The following is a 14641-nucleotide window of genomic DNA, read 5'->3' as shown; positions in this document are numbered from 1 at the left end:
GGTTCCACCGACATGACCGGCGGAAAGGCACGCCCATGCGCTTCAACCCGAAGGCCGACATCAGCGGCGGTCGCGTCAGCGACGCAGGTCGTGGCGGCGGTGGTGGTCGCGGCGGACCCATGCGTATCCCGCTCCCCGGCGGCGCCCGCGCCGGTGGCGGCATCGGGGGCGTCATCATCGTCATCCTGTTCGTCGTGCTCACCCAGTGCATGGGCGGCGGACTGCCCGGCGGTGGCGGCGGGGGCACGACCCAGGGCCAGGCGCAGGGCGATCCGCAGGGCATCGACAACGGCGACGAGCGCTACGCCAGCTGCAAGACCGGGGCCGATGCGAACGACAACCCCGACTGCGCCCGCAAGGCGGTCGCGCTGTCGCTGGAGAACTACTGGGGAGCCACGCTGCCCGACCAGGGCGGCACGGAGTTCCAGCCGGCCTCGATCGAGACCTTCGACGGGTCGATCGCGACGGGCTGCGGCAACGCCACGTCGCAGGTGGGGCCGTTCTACTGCCCGGCCGACCAGAAGATCTACCTCGACACCACGTTCTTCGCCGACGTGCTCGAGGGCCAGCTCGGCGGCCAGGGCGGCGACTTCGTCGAGCCCTACGTCCTCGGACACGAGTACGGCCACCACATCCAGAACCTCCTCGGCACGATGGGCAAGGTCCGCACGCAGCAGGGCCCGAGTTCCGACGCGGTACGCCTCGAGCTGCAGGCCGACTGCTACGCCGGCATGTGGACCAAGGACGCCAGCGACGGCGACGGCATCCTCGAGGGCCTCGACCAGGGCGACATCGAGGAGGCGCTCGACGCGGCCAAGACGGTCGGCGACGACCGCATCCAGCAGGCGGGGGGCCAGCGGGTCAACCCCGAGGGGTGGACGCACGGGTCGTCGGCGCAGCGGATGAAGTGGTTCACGACCGGCTACGAGAAGGGCACGCTCGAGGCCTGCGACACCTTCTCCGCCAGCAGCCTGTAGGTGCGGTCCGCAGCCGTGGACCGCAGCAGTCCGCGGGTCTAGGGTCCCGGCCATGGACATGCTGAGAGGTCCCGAGATCGCCGCGGCCGCCCTGGTGGACTGGCGCAAGCTGGCGCAGGGGCTGCACGCCCGCTTCCACATCGGCGACTTCGGTGCCGGCGCGCGTTTCGTCGTCGCCGTGGGCGAGGCGGGCGACGCGATCGCGCACCACCCGCGCGTCGTCATCGGGACCGGGCACCTCGACCTCGAGCTGGTCACCGCCGAGGCGATCTATCGCGACGACGAGGGCACCGAGCACGTCGTGGAGTGGGTGACCCAGCAGGACGTCGACCTCGCGCGGCGGATCAGCGAGATCGCCGCCGACCAGGGGCTGGTCGCCGACCCCGCCTCGGTGAGCGAGATGGAGCTCGGCCTCGACACTCCCGACTCGGCGAGGGTCGCTCCCGTGTGGGCGGCGCTGCTGACCGGTGACGCGGAGTCACAGGGCCGGGGCACACCGGGCGACGAGGTCCGCGACGCCACCGTCAGGTTGCCGAACCTGTGGTTCGACGACGCGGCTTCGGAGGGTCAGCGGTGGCACGTCGAGGTCTACGTGCCTGCGGAGGTGGTCGAGGCCAGGATCGCCGCGGCCGTGGCCGCGGGCGGCACCGTCGTCGACGACAGCGACGCGCCGGGCCTCACCGTGATCGCCGACCAGGACGGCAACCGGGGCGTCCTCTGCGCGGACGTGTCGGCCGCGCCGACTGCCTGAGACCCGCACGATCGGTCGGTCGACCTACAGGAGCGCCTCGATCTGGCTGACCTGGCGCTGCATGGCGCGGATGTAGGGCGCCACGCTCGGATGGCGGAACTTGCCCGCGAGCGCCCCTTCGCCGTCGGCCACCCGGGCCAGGGCCCAGTCCAGACGCGTCAGCGCGGTGTACACCGCCATCACGCGCGCGCCGGTCATCACCTGGTCGGTGGTGGCCAGGCCCTCCGGCAGGGCGGCGACGTACGCCGCCGCGAGGGGCTCGACGTCCTCGCGGGTCGCGAGCGAGAGGTAGCCGAGGTCGGCGCCCACGGGTCCCGTTCCCAGGTGCGCCCAGTCGACGGCCACGCCTCCCTCAGCGTGACGGCCCGGGATGTTGGCAGCCGACGGGTCACCGTGCTGGGCCACCTGCGGCAGCGCGTCGCTGCGCTCCAGCCAGGCGGACCGGTGCGACCAGAGGTGGTCGGCGATGTCGGCCATCGGCGTCCGCGCGAGCGTGCGCCATCCACCCCGACGCTCGACCAGCGTGAGTCGGCTGCGGAGCTGGTCGCGTGCGAGCCACGCGTGCTGGCCGAGGTCGACGGCGGCGAACCGGCCGAGGCAGTCGGCGATCCAGAGGCCGGGCGCGTCGTGGAGCCCGACCCGCTCGTGGACCAGCGTGATCCCCTCGGCGTCCTCCTCGACGCGTACGACCGGCGCCTCGCGCAGTCCCGGAGCGGCGGCCACGACCCCGGTGAGCGCGACGTCGGCGGCGCGGCGCCAGTAGTTCACGTCGCCGGGCACCTGGGTGCCGGGGGCGTCGTGCGGGTCCGGGCAGCGCAGCCGCTTCACGACGACGTCGCGTCCTCGGTGGGTGGTCGACCACACGCCGACGGTGGCGGGTCCGGACCCCGGAAGGCGCACCCAGCCCGGCTCGGGCTCCCACCGGGCGGCGTCCATGCGCGCGAACCTAGCGCACCGCGACGCCTCCGCACGGGGACGTCATGGGGATGGGCGGTTCGCACCGGGGATTCTCATGACGTCAGGCGTTGACGACCTCGACCCGGATCGCCTGCGTGTCGCCGATCGCCTGGTCGAGCACGGCGCGCCGCGGGTCGGGGACCGCGAGCCACGGCTCGACGACGGTGACGTGCGCGAGGCGTGCGTCGGCGAGGACCGCGTCCACAGCGCCGTGGTCGCCTCCGGTGGAGACGAGGGTTGCGCCGGCCAGGATCCGCGCCGCGTGGTCGGCTGCGGCCTCGTAGGCCTGGCGCGCCTGGTTGTCGCGGCGACGGGCGAAACGCTGCTGGCTCTGGCCACCTGCCTTGGTGCGGCCCTGCACGTGGCGTTGGCCGATCTTGTGCTCGACGAGCGTGGTGCCCGAGAGCCGCGCGATCGCGAAGCCGCCCTTACGGACCAGCAGCACGCCCCACGCAGCAGGAGCCACGGCGGCCGTCGCGAAGGCACGCGCCTCAGCCGGGCCGTCGTACTCCGTGGCGAAGGGCAGGCGTGCGGTGAAGTGCGAGCCGTCCGCGGCCGTCCCGCGCAGCACTCCGCCGTCGACGACCGCGAGGCTCGCGCCGTCGTGGCGTGAGCCGAAGTTGTCGACCCAGCGGTGCCAGCGCGCGACCGGGACCAGGACGTGTGGCACGGCGCCTCAGAGGAAGTCGAGCGGGTCGAACTCGTCGATCGGGATGACCCGGGTGCGCGGCAGCGGGGAGTTGAACGCACCGAGGTCGTACTCGAGGTCGAAGATCCGCAGCCCCGGCAGGCTGCGGAACTGGGAGTTGATGAACTCGGTGAACCCGATGACGCCGACCTGGCGGCTGCCGTCGGCCAGGGCCGAGACCTGGTCGACGAAGTCGCCGTCGTGGCTGACGAGGACCACGTCGGCCTCACGCTCGACGAGGGCCTCGGCCGTGCGCTGGATGGCGATGTCGACGATCTTGCCCTCGCCGCTCAGCGGGATCGGCTTGAAGCCGATCGCCAGCAGGGCCTGGACGAAGCTGGTCGGCAGCTCGGTGGTGGCGGCCAGGAAGAAGAGGCCGGTGACGTCCTGGTCGAAGGCGCGCTCGGCCCACTCGAGGAGCCGGTCCCACCGGGGCCGCTCCTCGGGCCGGGGACGCCGACCCAGGATCGACGTGCCCAGGGTCGCGTCGATGTTCTCCCCGTCGACGAGGAGGTAGGTCATCCGCTCAGCCATGCGAGGACTCTCCCACACCAGGAGGGGACGTCGGTCAGGGCTGGTAGACGACCCGGAACGACTCGACGACCACGTCTGCGGACACGGCCACGTCGGTCACCTCGACCAAGGCGCGCGGCTTGCCGGACCCGTCACACAGGATGGAGAGCACGCCGACCTCGGGCAGGTCGCCGTCGTAGTCGCTGCTCGCCGCGGTGGTGCTGCCGGACTCGCCGTCCAGCACGGTCTCGACGAACGCGTCCGACTCCTCCGCCGAGTCACCGAAGGCCCAGGCGGGCGGCGGCACGGACTCGAGGGTCGTCGGACCGAAGTAGGTCGGCGCCGCGTTGAGCTTGGCGTGGTAGCGGGCGAGGTCCCAGAAGACCCGGAGCTCCTCGTGGTCGAAGTCGTCGTGCTCGGACAGGTCGGACGGGTCGGCCTCGGGCTCCATGACGGGAGCCTAGGCGAGTGGTCCCAACGGACCGGCCCGGCGCTCAGGCGACCTCGGCGACGTACGCCGCGAACTCGCGCGCCGCGGACAGCGAGCCCGGCCGGGGCGGGGCGTCGGGGTCCCAGCCGAGCTCCCGGTCGGCGAGCACCTGCTGGAGCAGGGGCCGCCACCGCGGGTCCGCGTGCATCATCGCCCAGCGCAGGGCGTCACGCTTGCTGGCGACCTCGGCGGTGCGCACGGTGTAGAGGCTGCGACTGGCCTGGACGACGAGGTAGCGCTGGCACCACGCCACCTGGGACGGGCACCACCCGAGCACGTCCGCGGTGATCGTCGCCAGTCCGGCGCGGGCGTGCTCGCGCAGGACCTCGGGCGGCACCGGGTCCACGAGCTCCGCCGGGCACGGGCCGAGGAGCGTGATGCCCCGCTCGCGCAGGACCCATCGGGTCCACGGCTGGTTGCAGTGAGCGGACCAGGACATCTCGTCCCACCCGTGGTCGACGTACAGCCACTCCCGGCCGAGCCCGGCGACGGATCGCAGGTCGTCGGCGACGGCGTACGAGCCCTCGAGATGACGACTCCAGAACTCAGGTCGGTGCGGGAGGTCGCGGTGGAGGCCTCGCAACGCCGACTCCTGCTCGGCGTCGGGGCGCTCGTGCACGACGACGAGGAAGTCGCAGTCGCTGTGCACGTCCCCGGCCCCGAGGGCGAAGGAGCCCTGCAGGTAGGCACCCACGAACGACTCACCCAGCACGGCCCGAGCCGCGGTGACGAGGTCGTGCAGCACACCGTTCAGCTCGGCGTAGCGCGTGGGGTGGGGGTTGAGCACGGAGGGAAGTGTGCGCTCAGCCGCTCTCCGGCCGCGACCGATTATTCAGACGTTGAAGCCCAGGGCGCGGAGCTGCTCGCGGCCGTCCTCGGTGATCTTGTCCGGGCCCCACGGCGGCATCCAGACCCAGTTGATCGCGACGTCGCCGACGAGGCCTTCGAGGGCCTGCTCGGTCTGGTCGGTGATCACGTCGGTCAGCGGGCAGGCCGCGGAGGTGAGGGTCATGTCGAGCACGGCGTTGCTGTGCTCGTCGAGGTGCACGTCGTAGACGAGGCCGAGGTCGACCACGTTGATGCCGAGCTCGGGGTCGACGACGTCCTTCATCGCCTCGGTGACGTCCTCGCGGGTCACCGTCGCGGTGCCACCGCCGGACGTGGCCTCGGGGACCTCGGGCAGGTCGCTGTGGTCTACGGGCTGGGACTCGCTCATGCGGTGTCTCCTCCGGTCGTGGCCGAATCTGATTGGGCCTGGGCGGTCGCGTCCTTCCACGCCATCCAGGAGAGCAGCGCGCACTTCACGCGCGCGGGGAACTTGGCGACGCCGGCGAAGGCGATCCCGTCCTCGAGGACGTCCTCGTCGGGCTCGACCTGCCCCTTGCCCTGCATGAGCTCGAGGAAGGTCTGGTGGATCGTCATCGCCTCGTCGACCGGCTTGCCGATCACGAGGTCGGTCAGCACGGAGGCCGACGCCTGCGAGATGGAGCAGCCGACGCTGTCGTACGACACGTCCTGCACGACCGGTCCTCGAGGGCCGTCGGCGAGGTGCACCCGGAGGGTGACCTCGTCACCGCAGGTCGGGTTGACGTGGTGCACCTCGGACTCGAAGGGGTCGCGCAGTCCCTTGTGGTGCGGGTTCTTGTAATGGTCCAGGATGATCTCCTGGTAGAGCGCGTCGAGGTCGGTGCTCACGTCAGGCCACCTTGAAGTAGCTGCGGGTCTGGTGCAGGCCCTCGACCAGCGCGTCGATCTCCGCAGGGGTCGTGTAGAGGTAGGACGACATCCGTGTCGAGCTCTGCACGCCGAAGCGGGCGTGCGCCGGCTTCGCGCAGTGGTGCCCGGCCCGCACCGCGATGCCGCGCGAGTCGAGGACCTGGGCGATGTCGTGCGGGTGGACTCCGGCCAGCTCGAACGAGATCGCACCGCCACGCTGCGCGGCGTCGAGCGGACCCAGCACGGTCACGCCCGGCACCGACTGCAGGCCGTCGAGGGCGTACGCCGTGATCGTCTGCTCGTGCGCGTGGATGGCGTCGAGCCCGATGTGGCCGAGGTAGTCGACCGCGCAGCCCAACCCGATCGCCTCGACGATCGGCGGGGTGCCGGCCTCGAAGCGGTGCGGCGCCTTGGCGTAGGTCGAGCGCGCCATGGTGACCGTCTCGATCATCTCACCGCCACCGTGGAAGGGCGGGAGCTCGTTGAGCAGCTCCTCACGGCCCCACAGGACACCGATGCCCGTCGGACCGCAGACCTTGTGGCCGGTGAACACCAGGAAGTCGCACCCGACCGCCTGGACGTCGACCGGGAGCTGTGGCGCGGCCTGCGAGGCGTCGACCACCGAGTAGGCGCCGACAGCCTTCGCACGGGCGGCGAGGTCGGCGACCGGGTTGATGGTGCCGAGCATGTTGGACACCCACGTGAACGCGACCACCTTCGTGTGCTCGTCGACCAGCTGGTCGGCGTTGCTCAGGTCGAGGTGACCGTCGTCGGTCAGCCCGAACCAGCGCAGCTCCGCGCCGGCGCGCTCGCACGCCAGCTGCCACGACACGATGTTGGAGTGGTGCTCCATCTCGGTGATGACGACGTTGTCGCCGGGGCCGAGCTCGATCGTGCGGGCGAGCAGGTTGAGCGCCTCGGTCGCGTTCTTGGTGAAGACGACCTCGTTGCGCGACGAGGCGTTGACGAACGCCGCGACCTTGTCACGCGCGCCCTCGTAGGCCTCCGTCGACTCCGCGCCGAGCTGGTGCATGGCGCGGGCGATGTTGGCGTTGTGCCGCTCGAGCTGGTCGACCATCGAGTCGATGACGACCTGCGGCTTCTGCGAGGTGTTGGCGCTGTCCAGGTAGACCAGCGGCACTCCGCCCGCGAGCGTGCGCTCGAGGATCGGGAAGTCCTTGCGGATCACGTCGAGATCGGGAAGCAAGCCTTCCATTGACTACCCCTTTCGGCGGTGTGAGAAGTGGTGCTGGTCAAGGCGGAGGAGCGAGGGCGACCTTGGAGCGGAGCGGGTCGTCGAGCGACGACGACGCAGGCCGGTGCCGCTTATCGCAGCGCCGAGACGTACTTGTCGTAGCCGTTGGCCTCCAGCTCGTCGGCGAGCTCCTTGCCGCCGGACTCGGCGACCTTGCCGTCGACGAACACATGGACGTAGTCGGGCTCGATGTAGCGCAGGATGCGGGTGTAGTGGGTGATCAGCAGGACACCCTTGCCCTCGCGCGCGCGGAAGCGGTTGACGCCCTCGGCGACGGTCTTGAGAGCGTCGATGTCGAGGCCGGAGTCGGTCTCGTCGAGCACGGCGACCTTCGGGTCGAGCAGCTCGAGCTGCGCGATCTCGTGACGCTTCTTCTCACCGCCGGAGAAGTTCTCGTTGACGTTGCGCGTGCCGAAGGACGGGTCGAGGTCGAGCTGCTGCAGGGCCGCGTTGACGTCCTTGACCCAGGTGCGCAGCTTGGGGGCCTCGCCGTCGATCGCGGTCTTGGCGGTGCGCAGGAAGTTCGACACCGACACACCGGGCACCTCGACGGGGTACTGCATGGCGAGGAACATCCCGGCGCGGGCCCGCTCGTCGACGCTGAGCGCGAGGACGTCCTGGCCGTCGAGGGTCACCGAGCCGCCGGTGATCGTGTACTTCGGGTGGCCCGCGATCGAGTAGGCGAGGGTGGACTTGCCGGAGCCGTTGGGCCCCATGATCGCGTGGGTCTCGCCGTCCTTGATGGTGAGGGTGACGCCCTTGAGGATCTCCTTGGGGCCGTCCTCGGTGTCGACGGTGACGTGCAGGTCGGTGATGACGAGCTTGCTCATGCGGGGGTGACTCCGTTCAGGGTGGTCTGGGTGTCGACGTAGACGTCCGTGCCGCGCACGTCGACGGGGAAGGTGGCGACCGGCTCGGTCGCGGGGAGGTTGGTGGGCTTGCCGGTGCGCAGGTCGAACATCGACCCGTGCAGCCAGCACTCGATCTGGCAGCCACCGTCGGAGGAGGCGACCTCACCCTCGCTGAGGGCGACCTCGGCGTGGCTGCAGGTGTTCTCGATGGCGAAGACCTCGTCGCCGTCGCGGGCGATGGCCAGGTCGTAGCGACCGAGCGTGACCGCGAGGGCCTGGTCGGCCTGGACCTCGTCCAGTGCGCATGCGCGCTCGTAGGCCATCAGGCCTCCTGCGCGAAGGCGGCGAGCGAGCCCGGGTCCCTCAGGACGTTCTTGGCGAGCTCGGCCTCGACGGTGGTCAGCAGCCGGTCCTCGATGGAGGGCACGCCGACCTTGCGGATGAGGTCGTTGAAGAAGCCGTGGACGACGAGGCGCTGGGCCTCCTGCTCCGAGATGCCGCGGGACTGGAGGTAGAACAGGTGCTCGTCGTCGAACCGCGCGGTGGTGGAGGCGTGACCGGCCCCGGCGATCTCGCCGGTCTCGATCTCCAGGTTGGGGATCGAGTCGGCCTGGCAGCCGTCGGTGAGGACGAGGTTGCGGTTCTCCTCGTAGGTCTCGATGCCCTCGGCGACCTTGCGGATCAGCACGTTGCCGACCCACACGGTGTGCGCCTTCTCGCCCTGCAGCGCGCCCTTGTAGACCGCGTGCGACTTCGTCTGCGGCGCGGTGTGGTCGGCGAAGATCCGGTGCTCGATGTGCTGACCGGCGTCGGCGAAGTAGAGGCCGAGCAGCTCGGCGGACCCGCCGGGGCCGTCGTAGCTGACGTTGGCGTCCATCCGGACCACGTTGCCGCCGAACGAGATGGCGGCGTGCTTGTAGGACGCGTCACGACCCACGCGCGCCTGGTGGTGGGACAGGTGCACCGCGTCGTCGGCCCAGTCCTGGATCGAGACGACCGTGACGTCGGCACCGTCACCGACCGCGATCTCGACGACGGCCGCCACGGTGGACGACCCGGTGTGGTTGAGCACCACGATCGCCCTGCTGTGCGCGCCGAAGCGCATCGCGACGTGGCCGGCCTCGGTGACACTGGCGTCCGTGCCATCGAGGTCGACGACGATCGGCTCGGTGAGCTCGGTGTCGGCGGGGAGGTCGATCAGCAGGCTGTCGGGGACCTCGGCCAGCACCCGCGCGGCCCAGCGCGTGTTGGGGACCAGCCCGGAGAGCCCGCGGAGCCCGCGCGCCTCGTCGCCCGACACGCCCTCGATGCGGGCACCTGCGGGGGTGTTCCAGGTGCAGGAGGTCTTCGAGGGCATGAACTCGGCGTCAGCTTGCAGGCCCTTGAGCCGCTTGAGCGGGGTGAAGCGCCAGATCTCCTCACGGCCGGTCGGCACCTCGTGGGCGTCCACGTCGAAGGAGCCCTCCGGGTGGAGGTGGCTGTCCACGCGCTCGTGCGTGGGTGTCTGCTCCAGGGCAGCACTGACGGAATCGGTGGTGACGGTCACAGCTCTACTTTCTACGTTCGTACGTCGGTGGGCGGGGGCTCGATCAGCCGACCGCGCCTTCCATCTGCAGCTCGATGAGGCGGTTGAGCTCGAGGGCGTACTCCATCGGCAGCTCCTTGGCGATCGGCTCGACGAACCCGCGCACGATCATCGCCATCGCCTCGTCCTGCTCCATGCCGCGCGACATGAGGTAGAAGAGCTGGTCGTCGGAGACCTTCGACACGCTCGCCTCGTGACCCATCGACACGTCGTCCTCGCGGATGTCGACGTAGGGGTAGGTGTCGCTCCGGCTGATCTGGTCGACCAGCAGCGCGTCGCACAGCACGTTGGACTTCGAGCCGTGCGCCCCTTCGTTGACCTGGATCAGGCCGCGGTACGACGTCCGGCCACCGCCCCGGGCGACCGACTTGCTCAGGATCGAGCTGGAGGTGTGGGGCGCCGCGTGCACCATCTTGGCGCCGGCGTCCTGGTGCTGGCCCTCGCCGGCGAAGGCGATCGACAGCGTCTCGCCCTTGGCGTGCTCGCCCATGAGGTAGATGGCGGGGTACTTCATCGTCACCTTGGAGCCGATGTTGCCGTCGACCCACTCCATGGTCGCGCCGGCCTCGCACGTCGCACGCTTGGTGACGAGGTTGTAGACGTTATTGGACCAGTTCTGGATCGTCGTGTAGCGCACGCGGGCGCCCTTCTTGACGATGATCTCGACCACCGCGGAGTGCAGGGAGTCCGAGGAGTAGATCGGCGCCGTGCAGCCCTCGACGTAGTGCACGTAGGAGTCCTCGTCGGCGATGATCAGCGTCCGCTCGAACTGGCCCATGTTCTCGGTGTTGATCCGGAAGTAGGCCTGCAGCGGGATGTCGACGTGCACGCCCTTGGGGACGTAGATGAACGAGCCGCCCGACCACACCGAGGTGTTGAGCGCCGAGAACTTGTTGTCACCGACGGGGATGACGGTGCCGAAGTACTCCTTGAAGAGGTCCTCGTGCTCCTTCAGCGCGGTGTCGGTGTCGACGAAGATGACGCCCTTCTCCTCGAGGTCCTCGCGGATCGAGTGGTAGACGACCTCCGACTCGTACTGGGCGGCGACACCGGCGACGAGGCGCTGCTTCTCCGCCTCGGGGATGCCGAGCTTGTCGTAGGTGTTCTTGATGTCCTCGGGCAGGTCCTCCCACGAGGTCGCCTGCTTCTCGCTGGAGCGCACGAAGTACTTGATGTTGTCGAAGTCGATGCCACCGAGGTCCGAGCCCCAGGTCGGCATGGGCTTGCGGTGGAAGAGCTTGAGGCCCTTCAGGCGCAGGTCGAGCATCCACTGCGGCTCGGACTTCTTGCCGGAGATGTCGCGCACGACGTCCTCGTTGAGACCGCGCGTCGCGGTGGCGCCGGCGTCGTCGGAGTCGGACCAGCCGAACTCGTAGTTGCCGATGCCCTTGAGCGTCGGGTTGAGCTCTTCGATGGAGGTCATGCCTTCTCCTTCTTCGGGGTCTGGGGGATGCAGGTCGTGCACACGCCGTCGCCGTGGGCGATGGTCGCCAGGCGCTGGACGTGGGTGCCGAGCACGGAGGCGATGGCCTCGGTCTCGGCCTCGCAGAGCTGGGGGAACTCGTGGGCGACGTGGGAGACGGGGCAGTGCTGCTGGCACATCTGCTCCCCGACCGGCAGGTCACGCACGGACGCCGCGTAGCCGTTCTGGGTGAAGACCTTCGCCAGCGCCTCGGCCGGGCTCAGGTCGGGCTGGGCGGCGAGTGCGGCGGCGTAGTCACGCTCGACGAACGCCACCCGACGACGGGCGAACTCGACGACGGCCTCCTCGCCCTGGGTCTCGGCCAGGAACCGCATGGCCTGCACGGCGAGGTCGTCGTACTGCTGGTCGAAGCTGTCGCGGCCGGACTCGGTCAGGGCGAACACCTTCGCGGGCCGTCCGCGGCCGCGACTGCCGTAGACCTTCTGCTCGCGCGACTCCACGACACCCTCGGCGGTGAGCAGGTCGAGGTGACGGCGCACGGCGGCGGGCGTGAGGTCGAGCCGACCGGCCAGGTCGGCCGCCGTGGAGGGGCCGTTCTCCAGGATCGTGCGGGCCACGCGCTCGCGCGTGGGTGCGTCTCCGTCGGGAGTCGCCGCCGTCCTGGTGAATTCCACAACGACAGTGTGACGTTATTGAGGTTCACGCTTCAAGCAAGGGTCCCCTAAGTGACTCGTGCCACCGCGGAGGTCCTGGGTCGGCGGCCGGCAGGCCTGCGACCTAGACTTCCGGTCGTGCCGCCCTCCCCCGCCGTCGAGATCGACGGACTGGTGATGACGTACGGCGACAAGGTGGCGGTCGACGGGCTCTCCCTCGAGGTTCCGAGGGGTTCGATCACCGCCGTGCTGGGACCCAACGGCGCGGGCAAGACGACCACGCTCGAGACGTGCGAGGGCTACCGGGTCGCGCAGCGGGGCTCCGTCCGGGTGCTGGGCCTCGATCCGCAGCGCGACCGGGCAGCGCTGCTGCCCCGCATCGGCGTGATGCTGCAGGCCGGCGGGGCGTGGAGCGGCGTACGCGCCTCGGAGATGCTCGAGCACATGGCCTCGTTGCACGCCCGGCCGCTCGACACGGTGATGCTCGGCGAGCGCCTCGGTCTCGGCGACTGCGGGCGTACGCCCTATCGTCGCCTCTCCGGCGGGCAGAAGCAGCGGCTCGGGCTCGCGATCGCCCTGGTGGGCCGCCCCGAGCTGGTCTTCGTCGACGAGCCGACCGCCGGCATGGACCCGCAGGCCCGCCGGACGACGTGGGAGCTGCTCGAGGAGATCCGCGTCGACGGGGTGACGGTCGTGCTGACCACCCACCACATGGACGAGGCCGAGCACCTCGCCGACCGGTTGCACATCATCGACCGCGGTCGGGTCATCGTGAGCGGGACGCCGGCCGAGCTCACCCGCGACGGCCGCTCGGCCACGATCCGGCTGGTCGTCAACCGGCCCTTCCCCGAGGGCGCGCCCGAGTCGCTGCGGGCCGAGCTCGGCCCGGCCGCCGAGGTCCGCCAGCTCGACGAGGTCAGCATGCTCATCCACGGACCCGCCGACTCGACCACCCTCGGCCGCGTCTCGCGCTGGTGCGAGGAGCACGACGTCCTCCCGCAGACGCTCAACCTCGGCCAGCGCACCCTCGAGGACGTGTTCCTCGAGCTCACCGGACGGGCGCTCGCCTCGTGAGCGCCCCCACGTTCGCTCCCGCTCCCGGAGGCGCGTCGATGGCGCGCATGGTGCTGGCGCAGTCGCGGATGGAGGCGCGGCTGATGCTGCGCAACGGCGAGCAGCTGCTGCTCGCCATCGTCATCCCGGTCATCGTGCTCGTCGGTGGCGTGGTCGCCGCCGACCGGATCGGCATCGACCTCGACGGCCACCGGGCCGTCGACATCCTCACCCCGGGCGTGCTCGCGCTCGCGGTGATGTCGACGTCCTTCACGTCGGTCGCCATCGCGACGGGCTTCGAGCGCCGCTACGGCGTCATCAAGCTGCTGGGCTCCTCGCCGCTCCCGCGGAGCGGACTGCTGCTCGGCAAGATCCTGGCGCTGCTCAACGTCGTCGTCCTCCAGCTCGTCGTGCTCGTCGCAGTCGGGCTGGCCCTCGGGTGGGAACCGACCCTGGCACACCCGCTCCGGACGCTGGTCGGCCTGGTGCTGGCCGTCGCACTCGGGACGGCGGCGTTCGCGGCGCTCGGCCTCTTCGTCGCCGGCGTCCTGCGCGCCGAGGCCACCCTGGCCCTGGCCAACCTGGTCTACCTGCTGCTGATGGCGGGCGGCGGTGTCGTGCTGCCGACGAGCACCTACGGCGCCGCGTCGTCGCTCATCCAGTGGCTGCCCTCGGGCGCCCTCGGCGAGGCCATGCGCGAGGCACTCGTGCACGCCACCGTGGACGGCCGCTCGCTGCTGGTGCTCGTGGCCTGGGCCGCGCTCGGCACCGTCCTCACTGCCCGAACGTTCAGATGGGAATGATGAAGTCTCTGCTCGACCTGCTGTCCCGCTTCCTCTGGCCGCTGTCGGTCGCCAACCTGGTCGCCAACATCGGCATCGTGGTGACCGGCGGAGCCGTGCGCCTCACCGGCTCCGGGCTGGGGTGTCCGACCTGGCCCCGCTGCACCGACGAGTCCTACGTCCCGCACACCGAGCTCGGCGCGCACGGAGCCATCGAGTTCGGCAACCGGCTGCTGACCTTCGTCCTCACCGCCGTCGCGATCGCGTGCTTCCTCGCCGCGGTGGGTGCCAGGCACCGTCGGGCGACCCGGCTGGCCCTCGTCGTCGGACTCGGCATCCCGCTGCAGGCCGTGATCGGCGGCATCACCGTGCTGACCGACCTCAACCCGTGGATCGTCTCCGGGCACTTCCTGCTGTCGATGGCGATGATCATGGTCTGTGTCGCCCTCATCGACGAGCAGCGCAGCCCGGACCGCGGCGCCGCTCCGCCGCTGCCGCGCTACCTCGCGTGGGCCACGCTGATCGTCGGCTGGGTCGTGCTCTACCTCGGGACGGTCGTCACCGGAGCCGGCCCGCACGCGGGCGACACCGACTCACCGCGCAACGGCCTCGACCCGGCGTCCATCTCGCACGCGCACGCGTACGCCGTCTACGCGCTGGTCGCGCTGACCGTCGGCCTGCTCGTGGTGGCACTGCGTGGCGGCCACCGGTGGCTGGCGCGGGTCACCTCACTCGTGCTGGCGATCGAGCTGCTCCAGGGCGTCCTGGGATGGACGCAGTACTGGCTCGACCTGCCGGTGACGCTCGTCGCCCTGCACATGCTCGGCGCCGGGCTGCTCGCCGCGGGCCTGGCCCGCACGGCGCTGGCGGTCCTGCCGCACCACGCGGACCACGAGCCACGGCCGGGCGGCGAGTCGCAGCCCCACGCTGCGACTCGCCTGCCCTGA

Annotated in this window: 18 protein-coding genes; 5 read left to right on the top strand and 13 right to left on the bottom strand. The window is 70.7% G+C overall.

Features of this window, described 5'->3' with window-relative positions:
* The first annotated feature begins 35 nt into the window (after window positions 1-35).
* Both ypfJ and IEZ25_RS03490 read left to right on the top strand, forming a co-directional pair.
* Window positions 36-977, top strand: coding sequence for a KPN_02809 family neutral zinc metallopeptidase (gene ypfJ, locus IEZ25_RS03495; RefSeq protein ID WP_191197971.1), 942 nt, complete (start codon window positions 36-38; stop codon window positions 975-977).
* 52 nt (window positions 978-1029) lie between these two features.
* Window positions 1030-1728 (top strand): 4a-hydroxytetrahydrobiopterin dehydratase, encoded by a 699-nt coding sequence (locus IEZ25_RS03490; RefSeq protein WP_191197970.1) that lies wholly within the window; start codon window positions 1030-1032, stop codon window positions 1726-1728.
* 24 nt (window positions 1729-1752) lie between these two features.
* On the opposite strand, the gene IEZ25_RS03485 is transcribed toward IEZ25_RS03490, so the two are convergent.
* The 13 genes from IEZ25_RS03485 to IEZ25_RS03425 all read right to left on the bottom strand — a co-directional run bounded on the left by IEZ25_RS03485 (window position 1753) and on the right by IEZ25_RS03425 (window position 11880).
* Complete coding sequence (locus tag IEZ25_RS03485) at window positions 1753-2664, bottom strand: phosphotransferase (RefSeq protein ID WP_191197969.1); 912 nt, start codon at window positions 2662-2664, stop codon at window positions 1753-1755.
* An 82-nt stretch (window positions 2665-2746) separates the two neighbouring features.
* Window positions 2747-3355, bottom strand: coding sequence for an acVLRF1 family peptidyl-tRNA hydrolase (locus tag IEZ25_RS03480; protein WP_191197968.1), 609 nt, complete (start codon window positions 3353-3355; stop codon window positions 2747-2749).
* A gap of 6 nt (window positions 3356-3361) precedes the next feature.
* The gene (locus IEZ25_RS03475; protein ID WP_191197967.1) at window positions 3362-3907 is read right to left on the bottom strand and encodes an NYN domain-containing protein; all 546 of its coding nucleotides are present in this window, start codon (window positions 3905-3907) and stop codon (window positions 3362-3364) included.
* Between the two features lie 34 nt (window positions 3908-3941).
* Window positions 3942-4337, bottom strand: coding sequence for an ASCH domain-containing protein (locus IEZ25_RS03470; protein ID WP_191197966.1), 396 nt, complete (start codon window positions 4335-4337; stop codon window positions 3942-3944).
* A gap of 43 nt (window positions 4338-4380) precedes the next feature.
* On the bottom strand, window positions 4381-5163 hold the full coding sequence (locus IEZ25_RS22095) for an aminoglycoside adenylyltransferase domain-containing protein (protein ID WP_191197965.1): 783 nt from the start codon (window positions 5161-5163) through the stop codon (window positions 4381-4383).
* A gap of 45 nt (window positions 5164-5208) precedes the next feature.
* Window positions 5209-5592 (bottom strand): metal-sulfur cluster assembly factor, encoded by a 384-nt coding sequence (locus IEZ25_RS03460; protein ID WP_191197964.1) that lies wholly within the window; start codon window positions 5590-5592, stop codon window positions 5209-5211.
* Window positions 5589-6071: a Fe-S cluster assembly sulfur transfer protein SufU gene (gene sufU, locus IEZ25_RS03455; RefSeq protein ID WP_191197963.1), complete on the bottom strand. Its 483-nt coding sequence runs from the start codon at window positions 6069-6071 to the stop codon at window positions 5589-5591. Before sufU ends, IEZ25_RS03460 begins: the two co-directional genes overlap by 4 nt.
* Window position 6072: 1 nt before the next feature.
* Complete coding sequence (locus IEZ25_RS03450) at window positions 6073-7308, bottom strand: aminotransferase class V-fold PLP-dependent enzyme (RefSeq protein WP_191197962.1); 1236 nt, start codon at window positions 7306-7308, stop codon at window positions 6073-6075.
* A 110-nt stretch (window positions 7309-7418) separates the two neighbouring features.
* Entirely contained in the window at window positions 7419-8177 is a 759-nt protein-coding gene (gene sufC / locus IEZ25_RS03445) for a Fe-S cluster assembly ATPase SufC (protein ID WP_191197961.1), read from the bottom strand.
* A complete protein-coding gene (locus tag IEZ25_RS03440) occupies window positions 8174-8521 on the bottom strand; it encodes a non-heme iron oxygenase ferredoxin subunit (protein ID WP_191197960.1) in 348 nt (115 codons plus the stop codon). Before IEZ25_RS03440 ends, sufC begins: the two co-directional genes overlap by 4 nt.
* Window positions 8521-9744: a Fe-S cluster assembly protein SufD gene (sufD, locus tag IEZ25_RS03435; protein ID WP_191197959.1), complete on the bottom strand. Its 1224-nt coding sequence runs from the start codon at window positions 9742-9744 to the stop codon at window positions 8521-8523. Before sufD ends, IEZ25_RS03440 begins: the two co-directional genes overlap by 1 nt.
* Window positions 9745-9787: 43 nt before the next feature.
* A complete protein-coding gene (sufB, locus tag IEZ25_RS03430; protein ID WP_191197958.1) occupies window positions 9788-11206 on the bottom strand; it encodes a Fe-S cluster assembly protein SufB in 1419 nt (472 codons plus the stop codon).
* The gene (locus tag IEZ25_RS03425; protein WP_191197957.1) at window positions 11203-11880 is read right to left on the bottom strand and encodes a helix-turn-helix transcriptional regulator; all 678 of its coding nucleotides are present in this window, start codon (window positions 11878-11880) and stop codon (window positions 11203-11205) included. The genes sufB and IEZ25_RS03425 overlap by 4 nt, the downstream gene beginning before the upstream one ends.
* A 117-nt stretch (window positions 11881-11997) precedes the next feature.
* On the opposite strand from IEZ25_RS03425, the gene IEZ25_RS03420 reads away from it, so the two are divergent.
* Genes IEZ25_RS03420 through IEZ25_RS03410 form a run of 3 tightly spaced genes read left to right on the top strand, consistent with a single transcriptional unit; the run spans window position 11998 to window position 14641 of the window.
* Complete coding sequence (locus IEZ25_RS03420; RefSeq protein ID WP_318152015.1) at window positions 11998-12933, top strand: ABC transporter ATP-binding protein; 936 nt, start codon at window positions 11998-12000, stop codon at window positions 12931-12933.
* Window positions 12930-13715 (top strand): ABC transporter permease, encoded by a 786-nt coding sequence (locus tag IEZ25_RS03415; protein ID WP_318152014.1) that lies wholly within the window; start codon window positions 12930-12932, stop codon window positions 13713-13715. The genes IEZ25_RS03420 and IEZ25_RS03415 overlap by 4 nt, the downstream gene beginning before the upstream one ends.
* On the top strand, window positions 13715-14641 hold the full coding sequence (locus tag IEZ25_RS03410; protein WP_224748280.1) for a COX15/CtaA family protein: 927 nt from the start codon (window positions 13715-13717) through the stop codon (window positions 14639-14641). The genes IEZ25_RS03415 and IEZ25_RS03410 overlap by 1 nt, the downstream gene beginning before the upstream one ends.

Source organism: Nocardioides hwasunensis, from assembly GCF_014779665.1.
GTDB classification, from domain to species: Bacteria; Actinomycetota; Actinomycetes; order Propionibacteriales; family Nocardioidaceae; genus Nocardioides; species Nocardioides hwasunensis.
This window is presented reverse-complemented; position numbering and strand designations above follow the sequence as displayed.

Bases quoted from the DNA above. Each gene is read 5' to 3' on its own strand.
- IEZ25_RS03460 (WP_191197964.1), bottom strand. From the start codon at position 5,592: ATGAGCGAGTCCCAGCCCGTAGACCACAGCGACCTGCCCGAGGTCCCC.
- IEZ25_RS03450 (WP_191197962.1), bottom strand. From the start codon at position 7,308: ATGGAAGGCTTGCTTCCCGATCTCGACGTGATCCGCAAGGACTTCCCG.
- IEZ25_RS03410 (WP_224748280.1), top strand. From the start codon at position 13,715: ATGAAGTCTCTGCTCGACCTGCTGTCCCGCTTCCTCTGGCCGCTGTCG.
- IEZ25_RS03485 (WP_191197969.1), bottom strand. From the start codon at position 2,664: ATGGACGCCGCCCGGTGGGAGCCCGAGCCGGGCTGGGTGCGCCTTCCG.
- sufC (WP_191197961.1), bottom strand. From the start codon at position 8,177: ATGAGCAAGCTCGTCATCACCGACCTGCACGTCACCGTCGACACCGAG.
- ypfJ (WP_191197971.1), top strand. From the start codon at position 36: ATGCGCTTCAACCCGAAGGCCGACATCAGCGGCGGTCGCGTCAGCGAC.
- IEZ25_RS03440 (WP_191197960.1), bottom strand. From the start codon at position 8,521: ATGGCCTACGAGCGCGCATGCGCACTGGACGAGGTCCAGGCCGACCAG.
- IEZ25_RS03470 (WP_191197966.1), bottom strand. From the start codon at position 4,337: ATGGAGCCCGAGGCCGACCCGTCCGACCTGTCCGAGCACGACGACTTC.
- sufB (WP_191197958.1), bottom strand. From the start codon at position 11,206: ATGACCTCCATCGAAGAGCTCAACCCGACGCTCAAGGGCATCGGCAAC.
- IEZ25_RS03475 (WP_191197967.1), bottom strand. From the start codon at position 3,907: ATGGCTGAGCGGATGACCTACCTCCTCGTCGACGGGGAGAACATCGAC.
- IEZ25_RS03490 (WP_191197970.1), top strand. From the start codon at position 1,030: ATGGACATGCTGAGAGGTCCCGAGATCGCCGCGGCCGCCCTGGTGGAC.